The 26,063-nt window shown below is 32.5% G+C and carries 23 protein-coding genes; 21 read left to right on the top strand and 2 right to left on the bottom strand.

Features of this window, described 5'->3' with window-relative positions; all coding sequences use genetic code 11:
- The first annotated feature begins 327 nt into the window (after nt 1-327).
- The 18 genes from MKX47_RS21450 to MKX47_RS15710 all read left to right on the top strand — a co-directional run bounded on the left by MKX47_RS21450 (nt 328) and on the right by MKX47_RS15710 (nt 20,228).
- Nucleotides 328-429, top strand: coding sequence for a GTPase (locus tag MKX47_RS21450; protein ID WP_445683593.1), 102 nt, complete (start codon nt 328-330; stop codon nt 427-429).
- 551 nt (nt 430-980) lie between these two features.
- Nucleotides 981-4,967: a YobI family P-loop NTPase gene (locus MKX47_RS15790; RefSeq protein ID WP_340776042.1), complete on the top strand. Its 3,987-nt coding sequence runs from the start codon at nt 981-983 to the stop codon at nt 4,965-4,967.
- 525 nt (nt 4,968-5,492) lie between these two features.
- Nucleotides 5,493-5,837: a hypothetical protein gene (locus tag MKX47_RS15785; protein ID WP_340776039.1), complete on the top strand. Its 345-nt coding sequence runs from the start codon at nt 5,493-5,495 to the stop codon at nt 5,835-5,837.
- Nucleotides 5,838-5,947: 110 nt separating this feature from the next.
- Nucleotides 5,948-7,447, top strand: coding sequence for an IS21 family transposase (gene istA / locus MKX47_RS15780; RefSeq protein ID WP_340776037.1), 1,500 nt, complete (start codon nt 5,948-5,950; stop codon nt 7,445-7,447).
- Entirely contained in the window at nt 7,444-8,160 is a 717-nt protein-coding gene (gene istB / locus MKX47_RS15775; RefSeq protein WP_340776034.1) for an IS21-like element helper ATPase IstB, read from the top strand. Before istA ends, istB begins: the two co-directional genes overlap by 4 nt.
- Nucleotides 8,161-8,216: 56 nt before the next feature.
- A complete protein-coding gene (locus MKX47_RS15770) occupies nt 8,217-8,771 on the top strand; it encodes a site-specific integrase (protein ID WP_340776032.1) in 555 nt (184 codons plus the stop codon).
- Nucleotides 8,762-9,112 (top strand): hypothetical protein, encoded by a 351-nt coding sequence (locus tag MKX47_RS15765; protein ID WP_340776030.1) that lies wholly within the window; start codon nt 8,762-8,764, stop codon nt 9,110-9,112. The genes MKX47_RS15770 and MKX47_RS15765 overlap by 10 nt, the downstream gene beginning before the upstream one ends.
- A 70-nt stretch (nt 9,113-9,182) precedes the next feature.
- Entirely contained in the window at nt 9,183-9,554 is a 372-nt protein-coding gene (locus MKX47_RS15760) for a hypothetical protein (protein ID WP_340776028.1), read from the top strand.
- A gap of 175 nt (nt 9,555-9,729) precedes the next feature.
- The gene (locus tag MKX47_RS15755; protein WP_340776025.1) at nt 9,730-10,047 is read left to right on the top strand and encodes a hypothetical protein; all 318 of its coding nucleotides are present in this window, start codon (nt 9,730-9,732) and stop codon (nt 10,045-10,047) included.
- Between the two features lie 40 nt (nt 10,048-10,087).
- Nucleotides 10,088-10,450, top strand: a complete 363-nt coding sequence (locus MKX47_RS15750) for an SNF2-related protein (RefSeq protein WP_340776023.1) — start codon at nt 10,088-10,090, stop codon at nt 10,448-10,450.
- Between the two features lie 60 nt (nt 10,451-10,510).
- A complete protein-coding gene (locus MKX47_RS15745; protein ID WP_340776021.1) occupies nt 10,511-10,708 on the top strand; it encodes a hypothetical protein in 198 nt (65 codons plus the stop codon).
- 19 nt (nt 10,709-10,727) lie between these two features.
- Nucleotides 10,728-12,350, top strand: coding sequence for a site-specific DNA-methyltransferase (locus tag MKX47_RS15740; RefSeq protein ID WP_340776018.1), 1,623 nt, complete (start codon nt 10,728-10,730; stop codon nt 12,348-12,350).
- Nucleotides 12,343-15,045 carry a DEAD/DEAH box helicase family protein gene (locus MKX47_RS15735; RefSeq protein ID WP_340776012.1) on the top strand — a complete coding sequence of 901 codons (2,703 nt, stop codon included), beginning with the start codon at nt 12,343-12,345 and terminating at the stop codon, nt 15,043-15,045. Before MKX47_RS15740 ends, MKX47_RS15735 begins: the two co-directional genes overlap by 8 nt.
- A 111-nt stretch (nt 15,046-15,156) precedes the next feature.
- Complete coding sequence (locus tag MKX47_RS15730; RefSeq protein ID WP_340776010.1) at nt 15,157-16,902, top strand: ATP-dependent nuclease; 1,746 nt, start codon at nt 15,157-15,159, stop codon at nt 16,900-16,902.
- Between the two features lie 49 nt (nt 16,903-16,951).
- On the top strand, nt 16,952-17,302 hold the full coding sequence (locus MKX47_RS15725; RefSeq protein WP_340776009.1) for a hypothetical protein: 351 nt from the start codon (nt 16,952-16,954) through the stop codon (nt 17,300-17,302).
- A gap of 364 nt (nt 17,303-17,666) precedes the next feature.
- A complete protein-coding gene (locus tag MKX47_RS15720; protein WP_340776005.1) occupies nt 17,667-17,894 on the top strand; it encodes a hypothetical protein in 228 nt (75 codons plus the stop codon).
- A 49-nt stretch (nt 17,895-17,943) separates the two neighbouring features.
- A complete protein-coding gene (locus MKX47_RS15715) occupies nt 17,944-19,623 on the top strand; it encodes a zinc ribbon domain-containing protein (RefSeq protein ID WP_340776003.1) in 1,680 nt (559 codons plus the stop codon).
- Nucleotides 19,623-20,228, top strand: coding sequence for a hypothetical protein (locus MKX47_RS15710; protein ID WP_340776001.1), 606 nt, complete (start codon nt 19,623-19,625; stop codon nt 20,226-20,228). The genes MKX47_RS15715 and MKX47_RS15710 overlap by 1 nt, the downstream gene beginning before the upstream one ends.
- 157 nt (nt 20,229-20,385) lie before the next feature.
- Here MKX47_RS15710 and MKX47_RS15705 read toward each other — a convergent pair whose 3' ends face one another.
- Entirely contained in the window at nt 20,386-21,636 is a 1,251-nt protein-coding gene (locus MKX47_RS15705) for an IS4 family transposase (protein WP_340770156.1), read from the bottom strand.
- Nucleotides 21,637-22,046: 410 nt separating this feature from the next.
- Between MKX47_RS15705 and MKX47_RS15700 the strand changes: the two genes are divergently transcribed.
- Together MKX47_RS15700 and MKX47_RS15695 are read left to right on the top strand one after the other, a co-directional pair.
- Nucleotides 22,047-23,243: an N-6 DNA methylase gene (locus MKX47_RS15700; protein ID WP_340776000.1), complete on the top strand. Its 1,197-nt coding sequence runs from the start codon at nt 22,047-22,049 to the stop codon at nt 23,241-23,243.
- A 1,072-nt stretch (nt 23,244-24,315) separates the two neighbouring features.
- Nucleotides 24,316-24,498: a hypothetical protein gene (locus MKX47_RS15695; RefSeq protein ID WP_340775999.1), complete on the top strand. Its 183-nt coding sequence runs from the start codon at nt 24,316-24,318 to the stop codon at nt 24,496-24,498.
- A gap of 242 nt (nt 24,499-24,740) precedes the next feature.
- Here the strand turns inward: MKX47_RS15695 and MKX47_RS15690 are convergent, their stop codons facing one another.
- Nucleotides 24,741-25,205 (bottom strand): DNA polymerase III subunit alpha, encoded by a 465-nt coding sequence (locus tag MKX47_RS15690; RefSeq protein ID WP_340775998.1) that lies wholly within the window; start codon nt 25,203-25,205, stop codon nt 24,741-24,743.
- Between the two features lie 439 nt (nt 25,206-25,644).
- On the opposite strand from MKX47_RS15690, the gene MKX47_RS15685 reads away from it, so the two are divergent.
- Nucleotides 25,645-25,956 (top strand): hypothetical protein, encoded by a 312-nt coding sequence (locus MKX47_RS15685; protein ID WP_340775996.1) that lies wholly within the window; start codon nt 25,645-25,647, stop codon nt 25,954-25,956.
- Nucleotides 25,957-26,063 lie beyond the last annotated feature (107 nt).

The raw sequence follows: 26,063 nt of genomic DNA, 5'->3' as shown, positions 1-26,063 counted from the left end.
GCTTTATAAAGAAATCGTGCATAACAACTGAATTGTAGATTTGAAGTATCAAAATTTCATAAAAAAGAATGTGGTTCTGTAGTACGGAAAAACCGTACAGAAATTTCTTTTAAAATATGTATATAAATTTTATGGTTCTTTAAATTTATAATTATACAACTAGGTATTTTAGTTATATATGTAAAATATGTTATGATTAAATTGTCATATAACCGATGTGAGGTTATGACGAAAAAAATTAATTAGGAGTATTTAATAAAGTATTTGAAGAAGCTTTTGAAAAGGATTCAGCATTAAATAAATTTTCTGTTATCTCAAAAAATTTTATTGGCTTTAGTAGGATATATCAATAGCGGAAAATCTTCCACTATTAATAAACTTATGAATGAAGAATTAGCTATGGTAGGAGCTAAACCTGAAGAAACTTGATTAGTGGAAAAATAACATATAAAGAAAATGCTGTTTTTTGATACATCTGTTTTAGATGATGTTCAAAAAGAAAATTCCAACATAACACTTGATTACATTAAAAATGCAGATATTATATTACCTTTTTTAATGCTGTAGGTACAGTATTATCAGAAAGTGAACTTAAAATCTTACAGATATTTCTCGAACTAATAATTATATAGTTACTGTTTTGAATAAAATAGATGCGTCTGATGATGTACCTACATTATTCAAAAATATAGAAGATAAAAATTAGGGTGAATACCCAATGTAGTATAAAAAAGGTGGTAATATCGAAATGTTACAAAAACATCTATTGGCTATATTAAGAAAGAAATCAGAGAAAACCCTTGTTCAAATGTTGCTCGTGTAAACTAATTTATGCCATAGTCCTTTATTGGGAAAGGTTTATTACCAGCCAACCATTAATAAGGATTTCTTTAGGGAAAAATTATACTACAAGAAGTTTTTAGTATTATTTATTATAACTGTAGTGAAAATTAATATAATAATTAAAGTGGTGAATTTTAATGGACGCTTTGGAATTTAGAAGTCTTATACCAGATCCTGAATTAGATGAAAAAAAACAACCATATATAGATGCTATTAAATGGGCGATAAATAATCCAGAAATAAAGAACATAGCAATTACTGGGGCTTATGGTGCGGGTAAAAGTAGTATAATTGATACTTTTATTAAACATGAAAATATGGAGAAGAATACTGTTAAAATCTCAATAGCTACATTTGATAAAGAGTCAATAAAAAATGCTACAGATGAAGTAAACAATATACCCATTGAAAACGTTTTAGAACAACAAATATTGCAGCAATTATTTTACAAGATTGAACCTGATAAAATCCCTTTTTCACAGTTCACTCGAATCAATGAGATTAATAAATATAAAGCTTTTTCTCTCATTTCATTTATTTTTTTTATGTGTATTATAGGCTATCTTATTTTATTTAAAGATGGATTTAATAAAGGATGGGAGTTATTTATCTCTGAAGATATAAATAAAACGATTTTAGTTTCATTATTGAGCTTCAGTCTTTTTATATTGTTTACATTATTAATATATATATGTGTATTGATATTCCAAAAATTGGGGCTCAGCAAATTTGGTTTTGGAAATACTTCAATTGAAGTTGTTACAAAAGATAATAATACTGTGTTTAATAGATATTTAGATGAAATAATTTACTTCTTTCAACAATCTAAATTTCAGTATGTTGTATTTGAAGATTTAGATAGATTTGAAAATATAGGGATTTATGAACGATTAAAAGGATTAAATATAATCTTAAACGGTACAAAACAATTAGAAAATCAAAATATTATTTTTATTTATGCTTTAAAGGATGATTTATTTACTAATAACGATAGTAACCATGATATTTATAATAGAACTAAATTTTTTGATTTTATAATTCCAACTATTAAAGTTGCACATAGTTCTAATGCTGAAAGTTTATTATTAAATATATTATCTAATGAATTTATTTGTGAAGAAAAACCAAATGGACTTACTAAAGATTTCATTGAAGATATAGCACTATTTATAAATGATATGAGGATATTAATTAATATCTGCAATGAATATAAAATTTATAAGGAAGCATTAAATAATAATAGTATTACTTTTAATAGATTATTTGCTTTTATAGTATATAAGAATATTCATCCTGGCGATTATTCTAAACTATTGAATAATGAGGGTAAGTTGTTCGAAATATTAAATATAAGGGATAAAATAATAAATCAAATTGAAAATGATATTCAAGAAATCCAACATAAAATAAATATGGGTATTCAATCAGATATGTATAATCCAATGGATATAGCACTATTATTCAATTTTAAGAAAAAAGAAGAATTAAGGTATATAAATAAAATAAGTATTCATAATTCATCAGGAGAATTTATTCAATCTATAGAGGCAAATAATAGTTATAATTCTGATATTCGATTTACAGGTCTATTTGAAAGTTGTATAGGATTAGAAAATGATTTTACCGTTCATCTTTATCGATCAAATTATCAACCTATAATACAGCAAGGAAAAGCTTTTTTTTCTAGTGTATCTGATGGTAACTATTTGGAGAGATATGAGTGGATATATTATAAATCAGAAACTGAAAATTTAAAAAATGATAAAGAGGAATTGCATAAAAAAATACAAAGAATTAAAAGAGAATCATTATCTAAATTAATAAAAAGCGGAGAAATAGAATGTGAGTTGTTAGAAAACTTAAAGAGTGGTAGTGAATTAATTTATTTTCTAATACGTCATGGATGGATAGACGAATCATACGAAGATTACTTATCTTATTTTTATGCTGGAAGTTTAACAAATAATGATATGAAGTTTTTAAAAGCAGTTAGAAACGGGACAATTTTAGAAGTAGATTTTACTTTAACTAATATTCCGAAAATAATAGATAGAATTAAATTAGAAGAAGTATCATCTAATGCAATATTCAATTACAACCTATTTAATTATATGATAAAGAATTCAGAAAAATATTGGTACAAGCTGAAAAAAATAATATCCCATATGTTCAATAATAATGATGAGGGGATTAAAAATTATTATGGTTTTATAGAAAACTCATATAAAAATCAAGAATATAAAATAATAGGTGATTTATTTCATTTATCAATGAAAATTGATATACATTTTTGGATTCATACAATAGATGAATTAGATAGTGTTCAAAAGCAAAAATACCTGTATTTTATAATCAGTAGTTGGAATTATGTTAAACCTAATGAATTTGAATTGGGGGGGTGGGAAAGTTTAAAGGAATATACTGAAGAGCAGCATTTACCAAGTTTATATGAGAATTGTTCAGAAGAAAACATTCAAAAATTTTCTGGTAATTTAAATGTGAAATTTAAAAATATATCTACATTAGATTTAGGAAACTTATCATATTTAATTAAAAATAGTTTATTTGAAATAAATAAAATAAACATGCAACATTTACTTCAAGATATAAATATAAAAAATGCAATCGACAATGAGCTTTTTGGTAATTATATTGAAGAGAATATAGAAAGTTTTATTTACAATGTTATCAATAATTTAGATAGTTATATAGAGGACGAGACAGTACTTATCAATTTTTTAAATAATGAAGAGTTATCAGATGGAGCTAAATTTATATTGGTTGAAAAATACTCCGGAAAATTAAATGATATTTCAAGGTTGAATTCAGTAAAGGAAATTATAAGTAAAAACAAATTTAAATCTAACGTAAATAATTTAGATTTTATATTAAACCATGAAGATTATAACGATAGCTTTATAAACTTAAATAAAATCCTTAATAATCCTTTAAATATTACAGAATTATTAAATGATAAGGAAAATATTAACAAACTAGAAGGTGATAATTATCAAAAGTTAATGAATGAATTGATTATTAGTGAAAATATTGATAGGACTATCCTTCAAAATTTAGCGGGAAATTCTTCCTACATTATGATTGAACCTACAGTGATTATTAATACCTCAACTGTTATTATTGATAAGTTAGAAGCATTAATAAGTATTGATGCTGTTTATTGGTCTATAGAAGTTTATAAGTTTATTTATTCTTTATCAGAAAAACAAATCTCATTATTATATTTATATAATGCAATTGAATTGTACAATAAAGGTGAAATACAGGAATTGCAAGGAGACCTTGTAGATTTGAATTCAGAAGGGATATTACCATGGACAGAAAAGTTAGTTAATTTATTGATTAAGGAATTTGAATTTATGGATGATGACATGGTTAATTATTTTGATCGAGTTAGTTCTGAAGTATCAGAAGAATATATTTTAAGAGAAATAAATGGGAATATACCTCTTTCAACATTATTAAATTTTAAATGGAACTCGGAAAAAGCAAATACAGCTTATTTTATTGCCTTATTAAAGAGTGGTTTATCAAGTGATGATATAAAAATTCAAATAGAAGAAGCTAAATATTGGGATAAAGAAATATATGATGAATTGTTTAATTTCTCGAAAGAGTATGCAACACGATATGCATTAAATCAAGAATCCCAACTTTATGATCGTATTTTCTCGCAGGAAGATTTCGATTTATTTACGAAGGAAAATTTTGATGATAATCTAATTATTAATTTATTTAACTATAATAAATTTGAATCGAGTATAGATTTTAGAAATTGGTTACTTAAAAAACAAAGATATGAAAGAATTTTAGAGTTTCATAATAGTGAGAAAATAGTGAGCAGTTTTGTAGAACAAGAAGATATTTCAAAAATGGCTAAATTCTATATTGAGAAAGCAAACTTATCTAGGACTCAGATTTTTGAATTATTTTCTAAACTTAAACCTCCATATAATTCCATCGGATTAAGGAAAGGAAATCGTATCCATTTCTCTAATGAGGAAAATAATTTAGAACTAATGAATTTTTTAGCTGAAAGGAAAATTGTGTCCCTAAACATTACAATTACAGAAGAGGAAATAATAATAAATAATAAAATGAAATAGAAGGCTGATTAACTCTTAGGAGATTATGTTGACACCATAAACCATATTGTGGAGAAAGATCAGCTGTAGGAGGAGTCTAGCGGGTGCTACTACACTTGCTTTAGAATACGCAGTTAAGTACATGTATGTTATCTAACTAACATTTCATTCGGACTAGTGTAGTAATGCATGATGTTTATAGGTTTAGCGATTTTTGTTAAATGTGTATATTTTGCCATGAAGAAGCTAGTTTCCCTGTATGGTGGTTTATTATACGGTGTTGGCACGTCTGGCTATAATCTGGCTAATAATAATCAGAAGTGCTTGAAAACGTTGATGTGACTAGGTTTATAAGCAATCAGTTTAAATACCCGCCGTCTCCATAATTTACCAGCCTATAAACGGTGGTATATCAACGTTTTAAGAGCTAGGGATATTGAACGGGAGTTGAACTCTTGTTGAATATCCCTTTTCTTATCCCTAAGGAAATGTACTATATTTGAACACGCTCAAAGACCTTCTAAACTCAATTTAGGAGGTTTTTCTATGTCTAATAGAAAACGTAAGCATGGCATCTTTTCTGTCTCTAGAGAAGCGGTAGAGATGATTCAAGCAGAGGAATCACAACAACAGAAGCCAACAGGTAAACCAATAGCAGAAGCACTTGAAACGGTGTTTAATCAAATGAAGGTAGCAGGGAACAGACCACGCACAATCGAAAGTTATGAGTACATCTTTAAGCAGTTTGTACAAATGAACGGCATTGAGTATGTAGAGCAAATTAACATTGATAGTATTTACAACTACTTAGGTTCACTTGATGTAAGTCAACGCACGAAGTTAATTCGTCTCAAGTCCACAAAAGCCGTACTAATGGTTATGGCATTATAAGAATGTAAGTTATGGCGGTTAATTTATGTATGAAAAAACCACTTGCCAACAATCCCCAATAAAAGTAAACTCCTCGTTGGACCAACAACGTTTAACAGGAGGGATTGGAGATGTTAGAAGTGGTAGAAATCCATTATATCAGACATGAAGTAAACCAAAAAGGCAAAACTTATGCGGAAGTGGCACGACAGGTGCAGCACGATCCACGTACGGTAAAGAAATATGCCAACCAAGAGGAATTTCCTCAAAAACAGAAGCAAACGAGAAAAGCACCGGTTATGGATCGAGTGAAGCCAATCTTAGATGAATGGATTCGCGAAGATTTAAAAATGAAAAAGAAGTATCAACGAACAGCGCAGCGTATGTTTAATCAGCTAGTACAGGAGCATAACTTTGAAGGAAAGGCGCGTACCGTTCGCGAATATGTTTCAAAAAGGAAAAGAGAGCTTACAGCAGAAGCTGAAGGCGCAACATTACCTTTGGAAACGATACCTGGAACAGCACAAGTTGATTTTGGGAAGGCACCATTCAAATACTTAAATGAAATCATTGAATTACCCTTCTTGGTGATGTCATTTCCACACGCAAATACCTTTTATTTTCAAGTATTTCCTTCGGAAAATACTGAGTGCTTACTAGAAGGCTTACAACGTATATTTCAGCATATGGGTAGCGTACCGAAAACGATTCGCTTTGATAATTTGAAGCCCGCTGTGAAAAAGGTTTTCGCAAAAGGTGAACGCGAATTAACGGATATGTTTGAACGGTTTGTGTTGCACTATGGCTTTGAATATGAATTCTGTAATCCAGCCCAAGGAAACGAAAAGGGTCACGTTGAGAATATGGTAAAATATGTGAGGAATAACTTTTTATTGCCGGCACAGACGATTGTAGATTTAGAGGATTTTAATGAAACCTTATGGGCATTAGCCGAAGACAATCGTAATCGACTTCACTATGAAAAGGAAATTGCCTTAAACACTTTACATAAAGAAACATGTACGGCCCATCTTGTGTTACCCGAGAAATCATTCCTTTGCGCTCGATTGATGGAAGCGAAAGCAGATAAAAGTGGATTAATCCACTTAGAGACAAAGGTATACTCTACCTCGCCACGTTTCGCCCAAAAGAAGGTAATGGTACAAATCACTTATAATGAGGTGCAAATTTTAGATGAACACCAGCAGGTGATTGTTACACACCCTCGCTTATATGGCAGTAATGCCAAATCTATGGTTTGGCAGCCTTATTTGAAGCTTTTATCACAACGGCCCCGTGCCATTAAATATTCAGGTGTATACGATCATCTACCCGTAGATTGGCAAGTCTATTTAAAGGCTTGTACGGAGGAAGAACAAAAAGAAGGCTTCGCCCTTTTAGCAGATTTAATGAAATCAGCGACGTTTGAACAGCTGACGCAGGCATTAAAGATTGCCAGTAAAACCGGACATCCAAAAGCGGAGCACATTCATCAAGCTTTTAATTCGCTTATCTTCGATGGCGCAATGCATCAGCCGATTACACCAGCAGCAGAGTTACCAGCACTTCCGAATATTGAGCGTAGTATTTCCCGGTATGACACGCTTTTTGAGGAGGTGAGTTCCTCATGAGTGAACGATTACAGGAATACGCCAAACGACTAAAATTAAGTCATTTACGTGCGAATCACATGAATTTCACCCCTGAACAGGTGACGTTTTTAGAACATATTTTTGAAGAGGAAATCGAGCAACGTGAAACATCAAGAATTAACCTCTTATTAAAACAGGCGAATCTACCGAAGTGTGGCAATGAGCCTTACGTTTGGCAGCATGTGCAATTGCCAAAGACAATTACATCAGAAGAAATACTAAGCGGTCAGTTCATTGCCGAAAGGGAGAATCTGATTTTATATGGTGGGGTCGGAGTAGGAAAAACCTATTTGAGCCGTTTGATTGCCTTAAATGCCATAACTAGTTTTGGCTATAAAGTACGCTTTTATACGGTAGCTGGCTTAGTCAATCAATTGATTGATGCCAATCAGAAGGGACAATTGACGAAGCTGATGAATCAGATTGAGAAGTTAGATTTACTAATTTTAGATGAGATGGGCTATCTCCCACTCGGTAAAGAAGGAGCAGAGCTTCTTTTTCAAGTAATTTCCATGTGTTACGAGCAAAAGAGTATTATCATCACGACCAATTTACAGTTTGGCCAGTGGAATCATGTATTTGGCAATCAGATTTTGACAGAGGCAGTAATTGATCGACTTATTCATCATTCACATCTCGTGATTTTTACAGGTGAAAGTCATCGTTACCGTGCATCGACAGTAAGAAATTAACGAAAAACGGGGCTGTTGGCAATACATACAAAATTAAATACCAAAAACGTCATTTTTTGATTGCCAAATCCATACTAAGCAAGTTTCATAACAATGGTTGGATTAAAGACCGCTTCTGGAGCAATATCCATATTAAGATTGATAAGGAAGTTAAGAAAGGAGCAAAGGAAACAGATATAGACCGCTTGCTTCAATTGATAGATAAGACAACATTCATTGGCTTTAGAGACGCTTGTGCGGTCATGGTGATGTACAAGACAGGTATTCGTATTCGCACGTTAGGAGAGCTTAGGGAGCGTCACATCGACTTTACAAACCCATGCTTGAATCTTGATGGCTCTACATTGAAAAATCATAAGTTCCTCAAGTTGCCTATCACGCAAGAACTAGCAGACATGCTCCAAATGTTAATCAAACTAAACACAGGTATTCGTGAATACTACGGAACAGATAATAGTAATGTATTCATCACACAAAACGGTTTACCGATGAACTCAAGTAAATCATCTAACAGTGCCATCTCAAAGCAACTAAGCAAGTATTCAAAGCGATTTGGCTTAGAGAATATCAATGCACACGCTATTAGGAGGGAGGGATTATCATGGTTTTAGCTAGGCAATTAGAAGTAACAGAAGATGATTATTTAATGATGGAATTAATAGAGGTCGGATTGAACATTAAATTATTAGAAAACGGCTATTATAAAAGATACTTTCGTAAAGATAAAAAAAGAGCATGGGGGTTTAAATGCTTCCATTGCGGCGACAAAGTAAGAAGCGATAGGGATGAAGCGTATTATATCGTATCAATTATATGGAAAGAACCTAATGCAACAAATCGTCGCTTCTGTTCAAAGGATTGCTCGTATATTTATTTTAATGAAGAAATGCAAATGTTGCTTCAAAAGCGTGAGCGTGTATTAGCTACGAGAGAAAAGGTGTTGAGGGGATAAGACTTCAATAGAGGACAAAGTGGAAAAAAAGTAGGTATACCAAATAGCGTGGGTTAGGGAGCGGGCTTTTATGACAGACAATCAAAATCTGTTAATGAAACTTACAGGCTATAACGAGGATATGCATTTAATGAATTGTATATGGGAAACGGGATATCAAATGGAGCAGTTGAAAAAAGGTTATTATCAAAGATACTTCCCAAAAGATTTAAAGCGCGGGTGGGGATTTAATTGCTATCACTGTAATAAAAGAGTCCATAGTGATAAGGATGAATCATACTATGCTGTTTCAATGGTTTGGAGTGAGGAAAGTCTAATGCCTAAACGCTTTTGCTCTAAAGATTGCTCGGATGTATTTTATAATGAATCAATGGAATGGTTATTAAAGGAGCGGGAGAAAATTGAAAACAAACGAATGCAGTTGAGAAAGGCTAGTAAATAGTATGGTAGTGAACACGTAATGTCATTTGATGTTGCGTGTTTTTTGTGTTTTGTTGGTAATTAGAGGTAAAAAAGTGAGGTTTTTTACTTATTAAATATAATAAATTTAGTTAATATATTCCTATTTATTACCTAGTGATTTAAACTGTATATAAGCAAGTACGGAGGGGATACAATTGACAATTACTACAGCTTACCAAAGCCAATATTATGCACATGAGTTAACGAAGCAAAATGCATCTGATTTAGTAGTGCGTTTAAGCCAATCTTTAATTAGGGCAACAGTGGATCTAAATCCCTATCAAGTTGAAGCAGCTTTATTTGCATTTAGAGCACCATTAGAAAGGGGAGCTTTATTAGCAGATGAGGTAGGCTTAGGAAAAACAATTGAGGCAGGGTTAGCTTTAAGCCAGTTATGGGCGGAGCATAAACGACAAATTCTTATTATTGTGTCACCTCCATTACGAAAGCAAAAACTACAATCAATTCGTTAAAGAAGGCTCGTTAAATCCCTTTTTCCAAAAAGATCAAGTAGTGATTATTTCACATACATATGCCCGAAACAAGGCACAGGAAATTCAACGGATTCCTTGGGATTTAATCGTGATTGATGAGGCACATCGATTACGAAATGTATACAAAAAATCAAATAAAGTATGTCGAGTTATAAGAGAAGCAACGGCTGGCTTTCCGAAGCTACTATTAACTGCAACACCGCTTCAAAATTCATTGATGGAACTGTATCGCTTGATGAGTTTTATAGACCCTTATTTATTTGGCGATGAAATAATTTTTAGAAAACAATTTGGTAGCGGTTCAAGAGAAATTTCAAAATCTAACTTAGAAGATTTAAAAGAGCGTATTGCTCCTGTGTGTCATAGAACACTGCGAAGATAAGTAATAGAATATGTACCTTATACAAAGCGAATACTATTGCTACAGGAACTTGAATCGAGAATGGTTCGTGAAGAACTCGAAATGAATAATCTCATTCAAGAAAAAGAGCGTAAACGTAACAAAATGCGTCGAAATCTATATGATGAACAAGATGAAATCGACCGACAAAAACAGCGATTGTTTATTGATATGGAAAGTCGATTAGAACAGAAGATTAGCGAGCAGAAGTTGTTTATAATAAAATGGAGTGTTATCTAACTACTACGAGGTGAACGGAATGAGTAATAAAACGAAATTGGAGCTAACTTGGATTGGTAAGGATAATCCCCCGAAGTTAGAGCCACGTATTTTAATTGCAGACCCTGAACTATCTTATCGTGCTGAAGCAAAAGTGACAGATAATGATATTTTCGATAATCGATTGATTTTTGGGGATAACTTATTGGCATTAAAAGCATTAGAAGATGAATTTGCTGGGAAGATTAAATGTATTTATATTGATCCTCCTTATAATACTGGGAATGCTTTTCCTCATTATGACGATGGTATTGAACATTCAATTTGGTTGAGTTTAATGAAGCCGAGGTTAGAAATTATTCATAATTTATTAACTGAAGACGGTTCTATATGGATATCTATAGATGATGATGAATCACATTATTTAAAGGTATTATGTGATGAGGTGTTTGGACGTAAGAACTTTGTTAGCAATGTTATTTGGGAAAAGAAATACTCACCGCAAAATGATGCTAAATGGTTATCTGATAGCCATGATCATATTCTTGTCTATGCAAAAGATAAGAATATATGGAGACCAAATTTATTGCCAAGAACTGAAGAAATGGATAAGCGATACAAAAACCCAGACAACGACCCAAGAGGATCTTGGAAACCAAGTGATTTATCAGTTAAAACTGCAAATCCTAAAGATATTTATCCTATAACGACACCATCTGGAAGAATTGTTGTACCACCTGAAAGTAGAAGTTGGGTTGTTTCTGAAGAAAAATTTCAGGAACTATTAGAAGATAATAGAATTTGGTTTGGTAAAACTGGTGGTAACGTTCCTTCAGTGAAAAGGTTTTTAACAGAGGTGCAGGGTGGGGTTGTTTCGAAAACAATTTGGCTTCGTTCAGAAGTGGGAGATAACCAAGAAGCTAAAAAAGAAGTAAAGGCACTGAATCCCAAAGATGTCTTTACTACTCCAAAACCTGAAAGACTTTTGCAAAAGATCATTACCTTGGCTACTAATAAAAATGACATTATACTTGATTCATTTGCAGGTTCAGGTACAACAGGGGCTGTTGCTCATAAGATGGGACGTAAGTGGATAATGATAGAATTAGGGGAACATTGTCATACTCATATTATCCCACGCATACAACAAGTTGTGGATGGTACAGATCAAGGTGGTATTAGTAAGTCAGTAAATTGGCAAGGTGGTGGAGGCTTTAAATATTATCGCTTAGCACCAAGCCTATTAGAAAAAGATAAGTTTGGTAATTGGATTATTAGTGAAAATTATAATCCAGCAATGTTGGCAGAAGCGATGTGTAAGCATAAAGGCTTTACGTATGCGCCTGATGAGCAAATTTATTGGAAGCAAGGCTATTCTACTGAAAATGACTATATTTACACAACAACGCAATTTATTACCCGTGAGGTAGCTGATAATATTCAAGAGCAAATGAAGGAAGATGAAACGTTATTAATTTGCTGTAAGGCTTATACTGCTAATCCTAATGATTATCCAAATATAACGTTTGTTAAAATTCCGACAACGATTCTGAAAAACTGTGAATACGGTAGAGATGATTATAGTTTAAAGGTTGATGGTTTTATGAATACCGAAAATAAAGAGCAACTGTCGTTATTTGTTGAGGAGGATTCCAATGAATAAACAAGTAAAAAATATTTCTGCACGGCTGAGTTTAAGAACGCCGCAGAAAGATTCATTAGAAATATTAGCCGATATTATCGAAATGCTTGATTTGAAAAAGCATGATGAGGCGTCATTAAAGCTTGAACTTGAAAAAATTCAAGCAAGTTATCCAACAGTTTCAGACTTTGAGCGTGACTTCCCGTCCCTGTGTTTTGCATTAGCCACAGGGGTGGGGAAAACCCGCTTAATGGGTGCGTTTATTTCATATTTGTACATACAAAAAGGAATGAAGAACTTCTTTGTACTTGCGCCAAACTTAACTATTTACAACAAGCTGATTCAAGACTTTACGCCTGGTACACCTAAGTATGTATTTAAAGGTGTCGCAGAAATCGCAGCGAATGAGCCACGTATCATTACAGGTGATAACTACGATTCAGGAAAAATGTATGTGAAAAGTAGCTTATTTAAAGAAGACGAGATTCACATAAATATTTTCAACATTTCTAAAATTAATTCAGAAGTGCGTGGTGGGAAAGCTCCTCGTATTAAACGATTAAGTGAATATATTGGCGAAAGTTATTTTGAATATTTATCTTCATTACCTGATTTAGTTCTATTAATGGATGAATCGCATCGTTATAGAGCGACAGCTGGTGTAAATGTTTTAAATGAATTAAAGCCAGTAATCGGATTGGAGTTAACTGCTACACCACAAGTCGAATCAGGCACAAAGACAATTCCTTTTGAAAATGTAATCTATAGCTATCCATTACATAAAGCGATGGAAGATGGTTATGTAAAAGAGCCAACAGTTGCTACAAGAGAAAACTTCAATGCAGATGATTTTAAAGGGCAAGAACATATGCTAGAAAGATTAAAATTAGCAGATGGTGTTCGTATCCACGAAGAAACAAAAACTGAGCTTGATTTATATAGTCGTAAAACGGGCCAGCCATTAGTAAAACCTTTTATTCTTGTAGTTGCTCAAGACACAAATCATGCAGAAGAGCTACTAAAATATATTGAATCAGACGAATTTTATGATGGTCAATATGAAGGGAAGGTTATAACAGTACACTCTAATCAGCGTGGAGAGGAGAAGGATGAAACAATTGCAGAATTAATGGCACTTGAAGATCCAAACTCTACAACTGAAATTGTTATTCATGTAAATATGCTAAAAGAGGGCTGGGATGTAACAAATTTATATACAATTATTCCATTACGTGCAGCTAACTCGAAGACGCTTGTAGAACAATCAATTGGACGTGGATTACGTTTACCTTATGGAAAAAGAACAGGAAATGAAGCGGTAGATAGGTTGACAATTGTAGCACATGATCGATTCCAAGATATAATTGATGAGGCAAACAATCCGAATTCGGTTATTCGAAAAGGTGTTATTATTGGTAAAGATGTTGCCGTAGAGAAAAAAGAAGCAGTTACAATTACGACAAAAATAGAAGAAACGATTCAACAGGAAGTACAAGCTGAAGTTGATAAAATAATCGAGAATAAACCTGAAGCGAAAGAAACGTTCACGACTAATCGCGTTAACGACATCGTTCAAGCGACTCAGAAGGCAATGAAAAAATTTGAATACCTTCCGAGTTCTAAAGACCTTCAAAAGCCTGAAGTACAGGCAGCAATTGTAAAAGAAGTGAAGGAAGATCTCAATACACAAGAATTAGATTTATTCCCAGAAGAAACAGAAAAATTTGTAGCACACGTAGTTGCAACCTCTGTTAATAACCATGTTCAGCATAGTATTGACATTCCAAGGGTTATTATTCAACCAGTAGGCGATGTAACATGGGGATATAAAGAATTCGAATTAGACGTAAAAAATATACATCTTCAGTCCACTGAAGGTAAAATAGTCATTCAAAACTTAAGAACGAGTGAACGTTCCACGTTAAATACGAGTGGAATGATTTATAAACAAGAGAACTTAGCAGACTATATTATTGAGCAACTAATGAATTATTCGGACATCTCCTACGATGATCATGCAGAATTACTTTACAATTTAGTTGGTCAATTAATCAAACATCTCCAATCGTATTTGGCAGATGATGAGGCTGTTGAAAATGTTCTTGCTTATAATTCAAAACAATTAGCAAGCCATATTCACGAACAAATGCAGGAATATTACTATCAAACTTCAGAAAACGAGTATGATGTGAAGATTAGTAAGGGATATGAACAACTAGGTAATGTGCATTACACAATGGTTGTTGAAGATGGTGAACGTAACTTCAGAAACCCTGTTGAAGATAAAAGTAAAATTAGAAGTATGGTATTCAGCGGCTTTTCAAAGAGCCTGTACCGAGTTCAAAAATTCGACTCAGATAGTGAACGTAAATTTGCTGTAATCTGTGAAAACGATCCTAAGGTGCTGAAATGGTTTAAACCAATGTCAGGGCAATTGAAAATTTACTACGGGCGTGGTGAAACGTATCACCCAGACTTCGTAGTAGAAACAGATGAAGTGAAATTTATTTGTGAAATTAAAGCTGAATCGGATATGCAGGACGAGATTGTTCTAGAGAAGGCAAAAGCTGTTACAGCATGGTGTGAACACGCATCTAAGCATGAATTAGAGCATGACGGAAAAGAGTGGGGATACTTGCTTATTCCTCATACGAACTTAAATGAAAATATGACGGTTGATGGGTTGAAGAATAAATATTACCGTCAGTACAAGTGATTTAACAAACTATAGCACCTTAGTGATCTTTTAAACATACTTAATAAGATTATACTGAGGTGCTTTTGTGTATTAATTATGTGTGTAATTCACGAAGAGGAAGTGGCTTGCATGAGTAAAATTAGAATTAATGAGATTTATATAGCAAATTATCGATCATTTGGAAACAAAGCACAAACAATTACTTTTCCGAATGAGAACTACAAAAGACCTGTAGCAATAGTTGGTTATAATAATGCAGGTAAAACAAATTTATTAAATGCCATTTTAATTGGCCTAACTGCTAAATATGTTGGAAAAGAAACATTTTGTATTGATGATTTTCATAACCGTGATTTGTTGAAAAAAATTTCTATAAATTCGACGCTTGAGGGTAGTGCTGAAAAAACTTCAAGTGGCAATGAAGTTAAATTGGATGGGGAATTATTTTTAGAATTAGAAGTTGACGAAACGGAAATATTAAACGCAAAAATGAATAGTGATAATAAAAAAATATCGGGTGCAGCAAAATATTATAAAATATTTTATGTTAATTTTCATGAAATAAAAAAGGAACTTTCTATAAAGAAAAGTAGCTGGGGAAATTTAACGTCTTTTTTAGCAAAGTTTATTAAAAGTTCAATAACTTCCGATCCAGACATTATAAATAAAAGAACATTATTTAACGGAAAAATGAGATCCTTATCTGATGAAATGATTAGTGAATCATTTTTAAACGATTTCATAGATAATATAAAGACGAATTATGAAAAGAATTTAAGGGATAATTCATGTTTAATAGAATTCGGATTACCAGAGTACGATGACCTTTTCCTAGAAATGATATTTAAAGTAGGAATTAATGGGGATAGAGAAAATTTAATTCCGATAGAACATTTTGGGGACGGTTATATCTCAATGTTTGTTATGTCGATCATTCAAACAATTGCCGAAACAAATACCGATGATAGATGTGTATTTATATTTGAAGAACCAGAGAGCTTTTTACACGAAAACCATCAAGAATATTTTTATAAAAAAGTTTTATGTGAACTAACAGAAAAAGGACATCAAGTCATTTACACTACTCATTCCCATAAAATGATTGATATTTTTGATACAAGAGGTTTGGTACGTTTAGAGTTTGACGAGGATTTAAAACAATCAGTGGTAGCTTTTAATGATTATAACGGTGATTTTGATGAAGATATTAAAGAAGTTTTTACATTAGAGGAAATTGCCGATTATAACAATTACATAAAAAGTATCGAACCAAATTTAAATAAGATAATTTTCAGTAAAAAGGTACTTTTAGTTGAAGGGCCGAATGATTTGATGGTATATAGGCAACTGATTAAAAAAAGAGTCCTTAATCTAACTGGTGATGAAAAATATGCCGAAACATATTTGAATTATAAAAACATCGCTATCATACCACATCATGGTAAAGCAACAGCGATAATTTTAGCAGAGTTGTGTAAGCATTTAGGGGTTGATTATTTCTTGATAAATGATTTTGATTTACCAGAGGGGTTATTAGAAAAAATCAATTTTTCGAGTGTCAAGGAACTTCAAGAAAGTATCTTTTATAAAGAAGAACTGGAGCTAATTACAATAAACAGTTTAACAACAGGTAAGCCATACGACCTTAAGACTAAAAGATCTATGATTACTAATAACTATAATTTAATTCAGGCTGCTGGTGGGAAAAATAATATTCATTTTAATATGCCTAAATTAGAGGCTGTAATTGGTTACACAAGTAATGATAAGAATAGTATTGGCATTTGGAATGAGGTTAATAAGGATGATTTTGATGATAAAGGACTGTTCACACCACATTTGCTTGAATTTTTAGAGTTAGATCAATTAAAATGACCCCCTTCATTGTCATTAAGAAGTTGACAAAACTGTAGCTGCTACTGTTATGCAAAGAAGTGCGGAGCAAGCTAGGGAACTATTGGTGAAGATGCATAATGAATTTAATTTAATTGAGCCAAGAGGGCGAGGTAAAGGACGCTACTATACATTAACTCGCTATACTTATGACATATTAGAAGAAAATATGAAATACGAGCGTCAGCAAAGCCTTGATAAAGAAGCGATTAAAATAAGGCTTTTAACTGTATTGAAGAATCGCCCATTGGCTAATAAAGAAATTCGTCAAATGACAGGAATGGACCGAAAACAAGTGCACAGGTTAATGCAAGAAATGGCAGCTGATGGCGTCGTTGCAATCGGAAAAGGCTCGGGGACAAAATACACAGTACAATCTTAAATAGGGACAAATTTTGGGACAATGCAAATTAAAAAAGTCCTTTAAAATAAAGATTTGTTTTGAATTGGGGACAAAACTTGGGACAAATTGGGGACATTAAATGTATTAGAAATCATCTAATAGCGAGTTTTAGTTAGGGATAGGGACAAAACTTGGGACAATCAATCATTTCAAATTCTATGAGGTGGAGCTTTGTTTTATTATTGGAACAAATTTTGCGACAAAATAGGGACAATTTAAAATGGTCCTTAATATAGTGAATAGGATATGTTATAACAAAGATAGCATGTGTCAGGAATTCCCTGTACAGGTTATCTTTGTTTTTACTATAAAGACCATTTTATAGTTCGTGGGAGGTAAACTTATGGAACAAGAAGAATATAATCGAGTTATCAAATTAGCGGAAGCTGTTGTACAAGAAAAATATCCTGATATGTTAAAGTGGCAACCTACCCATTTTCATGGTGTGGCATATACGCTGCTCTTAGAAATGGAAGCATACGACCTTACACTTGTTTCAGATGAACATATAAAAGAATTAATGAGAATTGATTTGGATGAGTTGAAGAAGTCGTTGGAGTATACGGTTTAAGCGAATATACTAAATTACTTGCTGAAAGCTATATAAAGGGGTGTGTATGATGGTAAAAGATAAAAATGAATATGAAGAACGAGCAGATTATATAGAAGAAACTTTACTTTCACAATGGAATGTACAAAGTGAAATTTTAGAAGAGGTTCAGAAGAAGTTAATCGAAAAAGGAGCTAAGGTTCTTATAGGACCAAGAGGTACTGGTAAAACACACCAAATGAAGATAGCCCAAAAAAATTGCTTAGAAGATTCTAAAAAGCCATTTTCTATCTATGTATCATTTAGTAAGTATTATCACTTAGAGCCCTTAATTTCGAGCAATCCAGCTGCAATTAAGATTTTTCACACATGGATGTTGAGTAAAATTATTTTAGGTTGTTCAGAAAGTAATAAGAAACTAAGCAACAAAAAGGTAACTTTTTTTGAGGAGATAACTGAAGAAGAGTTGTTGAAATTTGTTGCACAATCAGAAAAAAATGTAGTAGAACCTTGGCATGAAAAAATCTTAAATAATATCACAATATTTAGTACAACAAATTTTATAAACACTTCCATGAAGGCTGCTAAAAGGAAACGAGCTATTTTACTTTTAGATGATGCAGCATTAACTTTAACAAAGGAATATATGATTGAATTTTTTGATGTGTTTAGAAGTTTGAAAACAATTAGTATTTCTCCTAAAGCATCTGTATACCCAGGAACTACAGAATATGGACCTAGATTTCATCTGAAACAAGATGTCGATTCTATTAGTTTGTGGTTTAATCCTTTTGGAGAAGACTACAATAGTTTTATTGAAGAATTCTTTGAAAAACGATTTAAAAATACAACTTTAGATTCTAATATAAAAGCTTTGATAAAATATGCTTCTTTTGGCAATCCTAGAGCTTTTGTAACAATATTAAGAGATTATGAACTAAAAAAAGGTTCCACACAAAGTAAATTTAATCAAATTATTGATGAGAGAAGTAAATTGTTAAAAGATGAATATATTTCTATTAAACAAAAGTTACCTCAATATAGTAGCATATTGGAGGTAGGGATGGAAATTCTTGAAGCAATAGTAAGTGAGTTAGCGGATTTAAATAAAAAATTAGTGTTAGATGAGGAAACAAAACAGGTTATATTTGGAATAGGGGACGTCACTGATAAATCAACACAGCGTATGTTTCAGTTTTTAATTGAGGCAGGTATGCTATATCAACTACCTCCAGTTAAGCATGGTCCAAAGCGAGAATATGAAAGATATATACCTCATCTTCTTTTACTCTTACAAAAGAAAGCTTTTTCTACAAGTAGGGGTTTTAAAATAAGTGAAATAATTAGTTTTTTAGAACGTCCAGATAAGAAACACCCCCATAGAAAAACGGGTATTCAAAGTATTCTAAGTGCAGAAGCTTTACAAAGATTAAAGTTAGATCTACCTTCGTGTTTTAAATGTGGGGCTCATAGATTAAGTGAAAATCAAAAGTTTTGCCACAACTGTGGAAGTGAGCTAGTATCTAAATCTACTTTTGAGGAATGTATGCGATTAACTATTGATCAGTTACCTTTAACTGAATGGCAAAAGAATAAAATTTTGGAAGAAACAGATTTAAGAACAGTAAAAGATTTTTTAGCAAGTGCCAATATATCAGAAGAATTAACGAAACCTAATGGATTTGGAGTAAAGAAAGCAGGGAAAATTATTAATACAGTAAATATATTAATAGAGGAGTTTTTAGCATAATGTCAAAGTTCAATTATGTTATAAGTAGCCATACACCTGTTAGTAATTTTAGTACAGAAGGATTATTTGATGAAACATATGAAGAACCTAAACAATCAGCTATTGATGATTTTATAGAAAAAAGGCAAGCTCTGTTTAGGTTAATTAGACCTTATGAAAGCAGTATTGAGAATATACCTAAAGATTTAACGAATATGATAGTTTTAGGAAGTGTCTCTGCCGTAGAAAGTTTTATTAGGAAATTAATAAGGTCTATAATTATAAATGATGAGATTTCTAAAACTAAATGTGAAGGTGTAACTTTAAAATATGGAGCAGTTATATCGAATCAAAACTTGCTAATGTTACCTGAGGCCTTACTTGAAGGATACTCATTTACAAATGGGAAGAATATTAGAGAGACTTTGAAGAGTTTATTAGGTGTAACATTAAAGAATACAGACACAGTGTTTAAAGAATTTTCAGATGTATGTCAATTAAGGCATTGTATTGTACATAGGTTTGGAATGTTGGGTTCAGATAATGCTATGCATTTTGGTTTAAATACATATAAAAAGTATATTGAGAAGCCAATAGTTATAGATTTTGACATTAGCGTTGCATAAAAATTTTTAACATTTGTCAAAAGGGGCATAATACCTACCTGACTCATATATCTGAAAATTCAGAACGAACGATTTCTCCGTATTTGAAAAAAAGTCAACGTGGGCATAAGCGGTAGTCCTCATCCACAAATTGTAAATTATTTACATATGATATAACCTAGAAAATCGGGTCGTACGTTAAATTGTCTAAATGTTCCACCTCTCTTTCGTCAAACTGTTTGACGATGAGCTGAAACTCACTGTCCCAATCATGCTTTTTTCGTCCTTTGGATTGCCTTGTCGGCGGTCTGAAAAGTGCTTTAACAAAAGTTTCAAAAGGCTTGAAAAGAAGATTCTGAAGCGTTTCTTTCATCTCTAAAAGTGGTCCATCATGGTTCAGTTCCAGCTTTAGCAATACTTGCAGGCAATACGTAATCAGAGCAATCCAGATTTGTGTGTAGACGGCGTTCTGACTTTTTCCGAAGAACTTTTTGATTCTTAGGTGCTGTTTCATCCATTTAAAAAACGTTTCAATTTTCCAGCGGTAGCGATAGAGGTCTCCAATTTCTTTCGCCGACAAATCGAAACAGCTTGTGAGAATAATGATTTCATTTTTCTCGCGATCGACTGTTCGGATTAAACGCAGCGAATTCGACATTTTCGTGCGGTTCTGCTCATCCCCCAAAAAGACTTCTTGATCCGAAAAGATGTTATTTTCAACGTCTGGGGCTTGCTCATTCAGCACTTCAATCTTTGCATTTTTCCTCAATCGCGTGATAAAGCGAACCTCTTTCTCACACAATTTGTCATACTGTTTATAGTCCGTATAGCCTCGGTCAAACAGATGAATGGCATCGGAATCGAACGCCACCAGCGTATCCATTTGCGTACGGTCTGCATGTTTCGCCGGCAAAAGAACCGCCTGATCTGGGAGCGTCACATCTTTTGTGACAACGACGCGTAAATGCAGACGAACACCTGCCTTGGTTTTTCGAAACGTAGCCCAGGGATATTGGCTCAGACTCATGGACATGGTAGAAGAATCGATAACAAGTAGTTGATCGATATCCCGAACAAACGGTTGCCTTCTCTTCAATTTTACCTGGGCGGCAACGACGAGATGGCGAAAGACCTTTTCAAATATGCCCGGCGTCAAGCAGGACTGTCTGCGTGAAAGCTGCGACGAACTAATGGTACCCATTTGAACAAAGGTTTGAAGCTCTTCAGTTTCCTTCAGATGTTTCGCCAATTTTTTGAGCGAATCTTTTTCATTCAGCTGTGCAATGATGAACAGTTGTAAAAACTTATAGGCTGACAGCTTTTTCACGTAATAATCAAGATTGGAGACGTTCACAATTTTTAAAAATGTTTTCTCATTTAGTACTTTTAACAATTCATTTAATGTGGATTTTGTGGTATCCTTGTTCATGGTTGGCTCCTTTTAATTGGGATTTGGACAGAACTACCAAACCTAATTATAAGGAGTTTTTTTGTGCAACGGAATACCTTGTTTTGGAATTTTTTTAGTTAGAAGGACTCTTGATGAATAGTGTTTTAATTTAATGCAATGTTAATGAGATTTTGATCATTTAAATGAGATTGTACAAGTATGTGAAAATTTAGTTAAAGTAATAAATAATCAATTATTTTCAATTATTTTAGAACGAACTTTTAAAGAACGTTCAGAATATTGGAAACTAGATTATAGAAGCGATAAAAAAATTTTTTTAAAGTATTATGGTATTTTTAAAGATTCTTCTACCAATGCAGTGGAAAAAGATATTTACTATAATTTTAGAGATGCTATGATAAATGGATATGGAAGGGGGCATATTATGAATGGAAGAGTTAGGTAGATATTATACACAGGATAAAATATCTCATCTATTAATATCTCAAATAGAAGTAGAAAAGCCTAAGAAAGTTCTCGAATTAGGTATAGGAAATGGCTCATTGAGTTTAGCTGCATTTAAAAGATGGGGGGCAGCCGAATACTCTGCTATTGATATTGATTTTGAAATTGTAGAGCATATAAGAAAAAGTTTGAATTTTGTTAAAGTGGAAAATGGAAACGTTTTAGATAATAATTTAAATAAAATTTTATCACATTTTGAAGATAACTTTGACCTCGCTATTTGTAATCCCCCGTACCTAAAATATAAACCTAATAATCATGATTATGATCTTTTGGATAGAGCTGGTTTTGAGAGTGTAAAAGATTTGAAAAATATTCCAACAGACCTTATGTTTTTAGTCAAAAATTTAATTTATCTTAAAGATGGTAGTGAACTAGCCATAATATTACCAGATAGTTTATTAACCAATCATACTTTCCAATTATTTAGAGCAGATTTATTAAAATATCATAAATTGAAAAAAGTTATTCAATTACCTGATAAAGTTTTCCAAAAGACCGAGGCAAGAACTCATATTTTGATTATAGAAAAAGGTAAAGAAACGTTCAAAAAAGTTATTTTAGCAAAGTCTAATTTAGATGGAGTAATAATTAATGAAATATCTGTGAATAAGAATGAATTAATACAGAGAATGGATTATGATTATCATTTTTGGAAACAGAATATAAAAAAAACAAATGGTCGATCTCTTCTGAAACTGAAAGATATGGATATTCTTTTAAAAAGGGGAAATAAGTCTAAAAAGTATCTAGATAACTTACAAGTACCATACTTTCATACAAGTACCTTTGAAGAAAATAAAGTTTACTATACATTTCCATATAAATCTTCTGATTTTCCAAAAGAGGTACGCTTAGCTGAACCTGGAGATATCTTAGTTGCTAGGGTTGGGAAAAGATGTATAGGAAAAGTGGCATTTATAGAAGATGGATTTATACCAGTAAGTGACTGTGTTTATCTTTTAAGGATACAAGAAGAAAATTCTCTAAATTTAAAAGTACTAAATGAATTAATTTCTACTCGAGCTAGTTTATGGTTCCAAGCTAATGCACATGGTGTATGTGCCAGAGTAATTAGTAAAACAGATTTTCTCGACTTTGAATTTGAATCATTTTGTTAAAAAGTCACCTGTCGTAGTTAAACCCGTAGTTAATACTTTTACAAAGGCACTAAAAAACCTTATAAACACTGCTATTACGGCAATCCTCGGCGGTGCTCCCAAAAGCCCCGCCGTCTCCATATGAAAAAATAAGTTTCGTAAAGTGTCAAAATCCTTAGATCTAAAGGATTTTGACACTTTTTTAATTTCGAAAAGTAAAACGACTTTAGTTTCTGAATTATTTCCAGGCCAAAATTAAAATAAAAATTAGGCTGCTTTTTAATCATTGCTTATTTCTTTCTAATGCTTGACTGGTTTTGCAAAGATATAAAAAATCACACATTTTCAAATCTATTTTTTGCTATTTACCTAAATCCATATACGACTTAAATTTAAATAAGTGACAAACGCCTTTTTCAGCATCAGATAGCGCTTATTTATAAATAAGTTGTATACCAAATTTACCAAATCACGAATATATTAAAATATATGTAGGACAATTTTTTTACAAATGCTTTTAAAATTAATTTAAGCCTGTAACGACGGCATTTTCATGTGTTGAATAATAAATGATTGTTCGATATTTCAAAGTGTTACTGTCTATTTTACGCTTTGGTTATGGCAATTAACGAATGCTACAAATGGCAATGTAGGGTATGAATAATATTCTGTATAACTACGCTTTACGTGGAGGGTTCGTGTATGATAGGCTATTTTGCCAGCTAAGCTCTCTGCTTGGCTTTGTTAGCCGAAATCATATCGATAGAGGCTCCATGTCAAGCGACGAGATTTATGAATAAATTTACGAGAATCTGAATATGCTTCATTGCCATTCATGGCATAAATTGAATGCCATAACCACGCTTAATAAACAGCTTTTTTCTTATGAAATTACAGCTTTTTAATTAACATCCTAAACATCAATAACCATAGGAAAGTTATATCCGATTAATGACAGTGTCGAATCATCACGAGCAATCTTTAAAGTCGACCAGAAAGAAACCGCCGTATTATCGGAATGAGCAGGCAAAGCTTGAAGGGTCTGTTAGCTCGGCACATAAATGTCTAGATCAATTGGAAGGAGCGTAGTGAAATGAAAAACAAACTAATAGCACTTATAGAAGTGCGGAAAATCATTACATTGATATTTGCTCTCGTATTTGCTTATTTAGCGATTTTAGAAAGAATTCCGGTGGAGTATACACTATCCATTTTAACGATGGTATTTGGTTATTATTTTGGTAAATCAACTGCACAGGATGGTGGAAGCAAATGATTATGAACTGTTCCCTGTTAAGGAGACAGTAGAAATAAATGACGTCGAATCACCGCCCCAAACCGCAAATTTGCATGAGGCGATAAATTCATTTCTAATTTTATCCCTCATTATACTTCTTCATATACGCCATGACACAGAGTCTGATTGCCTCATTGGTTAAAGAATAGCAACTGTAATTTCATAGACAAAACGTACAAAAACCTCTCATATTAACGTCAAAAAAGCTGATTTTTTCCTGCTTATATAATTCCAAAAGCATGATCAATTCGATTCGCTATAGCTGAAATATCTTCATTAACGAATAGAAACGTATCTCTAATTTTGACATAGCTTTCAACCGCTTGTTCTAAATGCTCATCTACTTCAAGTATTGCTTCTAAAGCTTCACTAACATATTGATCATCATAAGAACAATTTTCTACCTCACTAGCAATGCCTTTTTCTTCAAAATAGTTAGCCATTTTCTCCATTACATCATATAACTTTTTATCAGAATAATATTTATACAAAGTGCCATCAGCCATCTCAATATATAAATAGTTGAAACAATGTTCGCTCCAAAGGTCATCCTGATTAATAAGAAATATGAAAAGAAATCTTTCCTCTTCCATATCATTTCTATAGTACATCTCATCAGAATTTAACTCATACCTAATAATTCCATTTAGAATGATCCTTTTGTTTTCTAGTACTATAACACTCATTAAATAATCACCCTTTGTACACCGACTTATAAATTATGAGTATTCTAACCTAAAAAGGACCTTCTTAGTCTTTTTTATAAATTTAGATATGCCGAATTTCACTAATTCCACCGACTCGGACAAAAGGCGAATTTTTCGATGTCATTATGGCAGACACCTTTCTTTTTTTGAAGAAATCACAGCAATTGTCCTGCCCTTGTCTTTAAGTTTTCATATTCTGTATTAAAGCGGTGTAAAAACGTGCTTGAATTGTTAATAGTGTTTAAAAAAGGTGCTTTTTTCATCAAATTTGGAATATAGTAATCGATAAATAGGGTAAGGAGAAGTAAGGCCAATTAAACAACTGAGGCGAGAGGGGATTGTAGGAAAGCGGCGTGATTGGTATTTCTCCGTAAGTGAAAGGCGGTTTATGAGTATATTCGAAAAGGATGAGGATAATATGAATCAAATTTTCAAAAAAGATGAGTTTATTATTATTCCTTTTTATAAAGGGCGAAAGCAAGAATATATGGTCGTCAATACGAAGAAGGATTTTAAAAAAGGGCATACGCACTTGAAGTCTTTTAAGATGGCCAAGTATTTAATTAATCTTGCGCGATGCCAAAAAATTAATTCCGGATTGAGACCATATTTATTAACGAGCCTTACAAGAATATCAACAGATCATGAATATATTCAGAAATTAGAAGAGCTGCTAGCCGTAAAGAGAAGTAAAGGGAACAAAGCTTCTTATTATAATAAAGCGATTTAAAGAGGCAATTGTGATTGAACCTAGGGATAGGCAATGAAAAATAGATAGACCGCTTTTTCGAGAAATTGAAAGAGCGGTTTTTTTGCAAAAAGTATTGAATCTAGATG

Origin of the sequence: Solibacillus sp. FSL R7-0668, assembly GCF_038006205.1 — a bacterium.
Lineage (GTDB): Bacteria > Bacillota > Bacilli > Bacillales_A > Planococcaceae > Solibacillus.
Note: the sequence above shows the minus strand (reverse complement) of the source record. Positions and strands in the feature narration are given on the sequence as shown.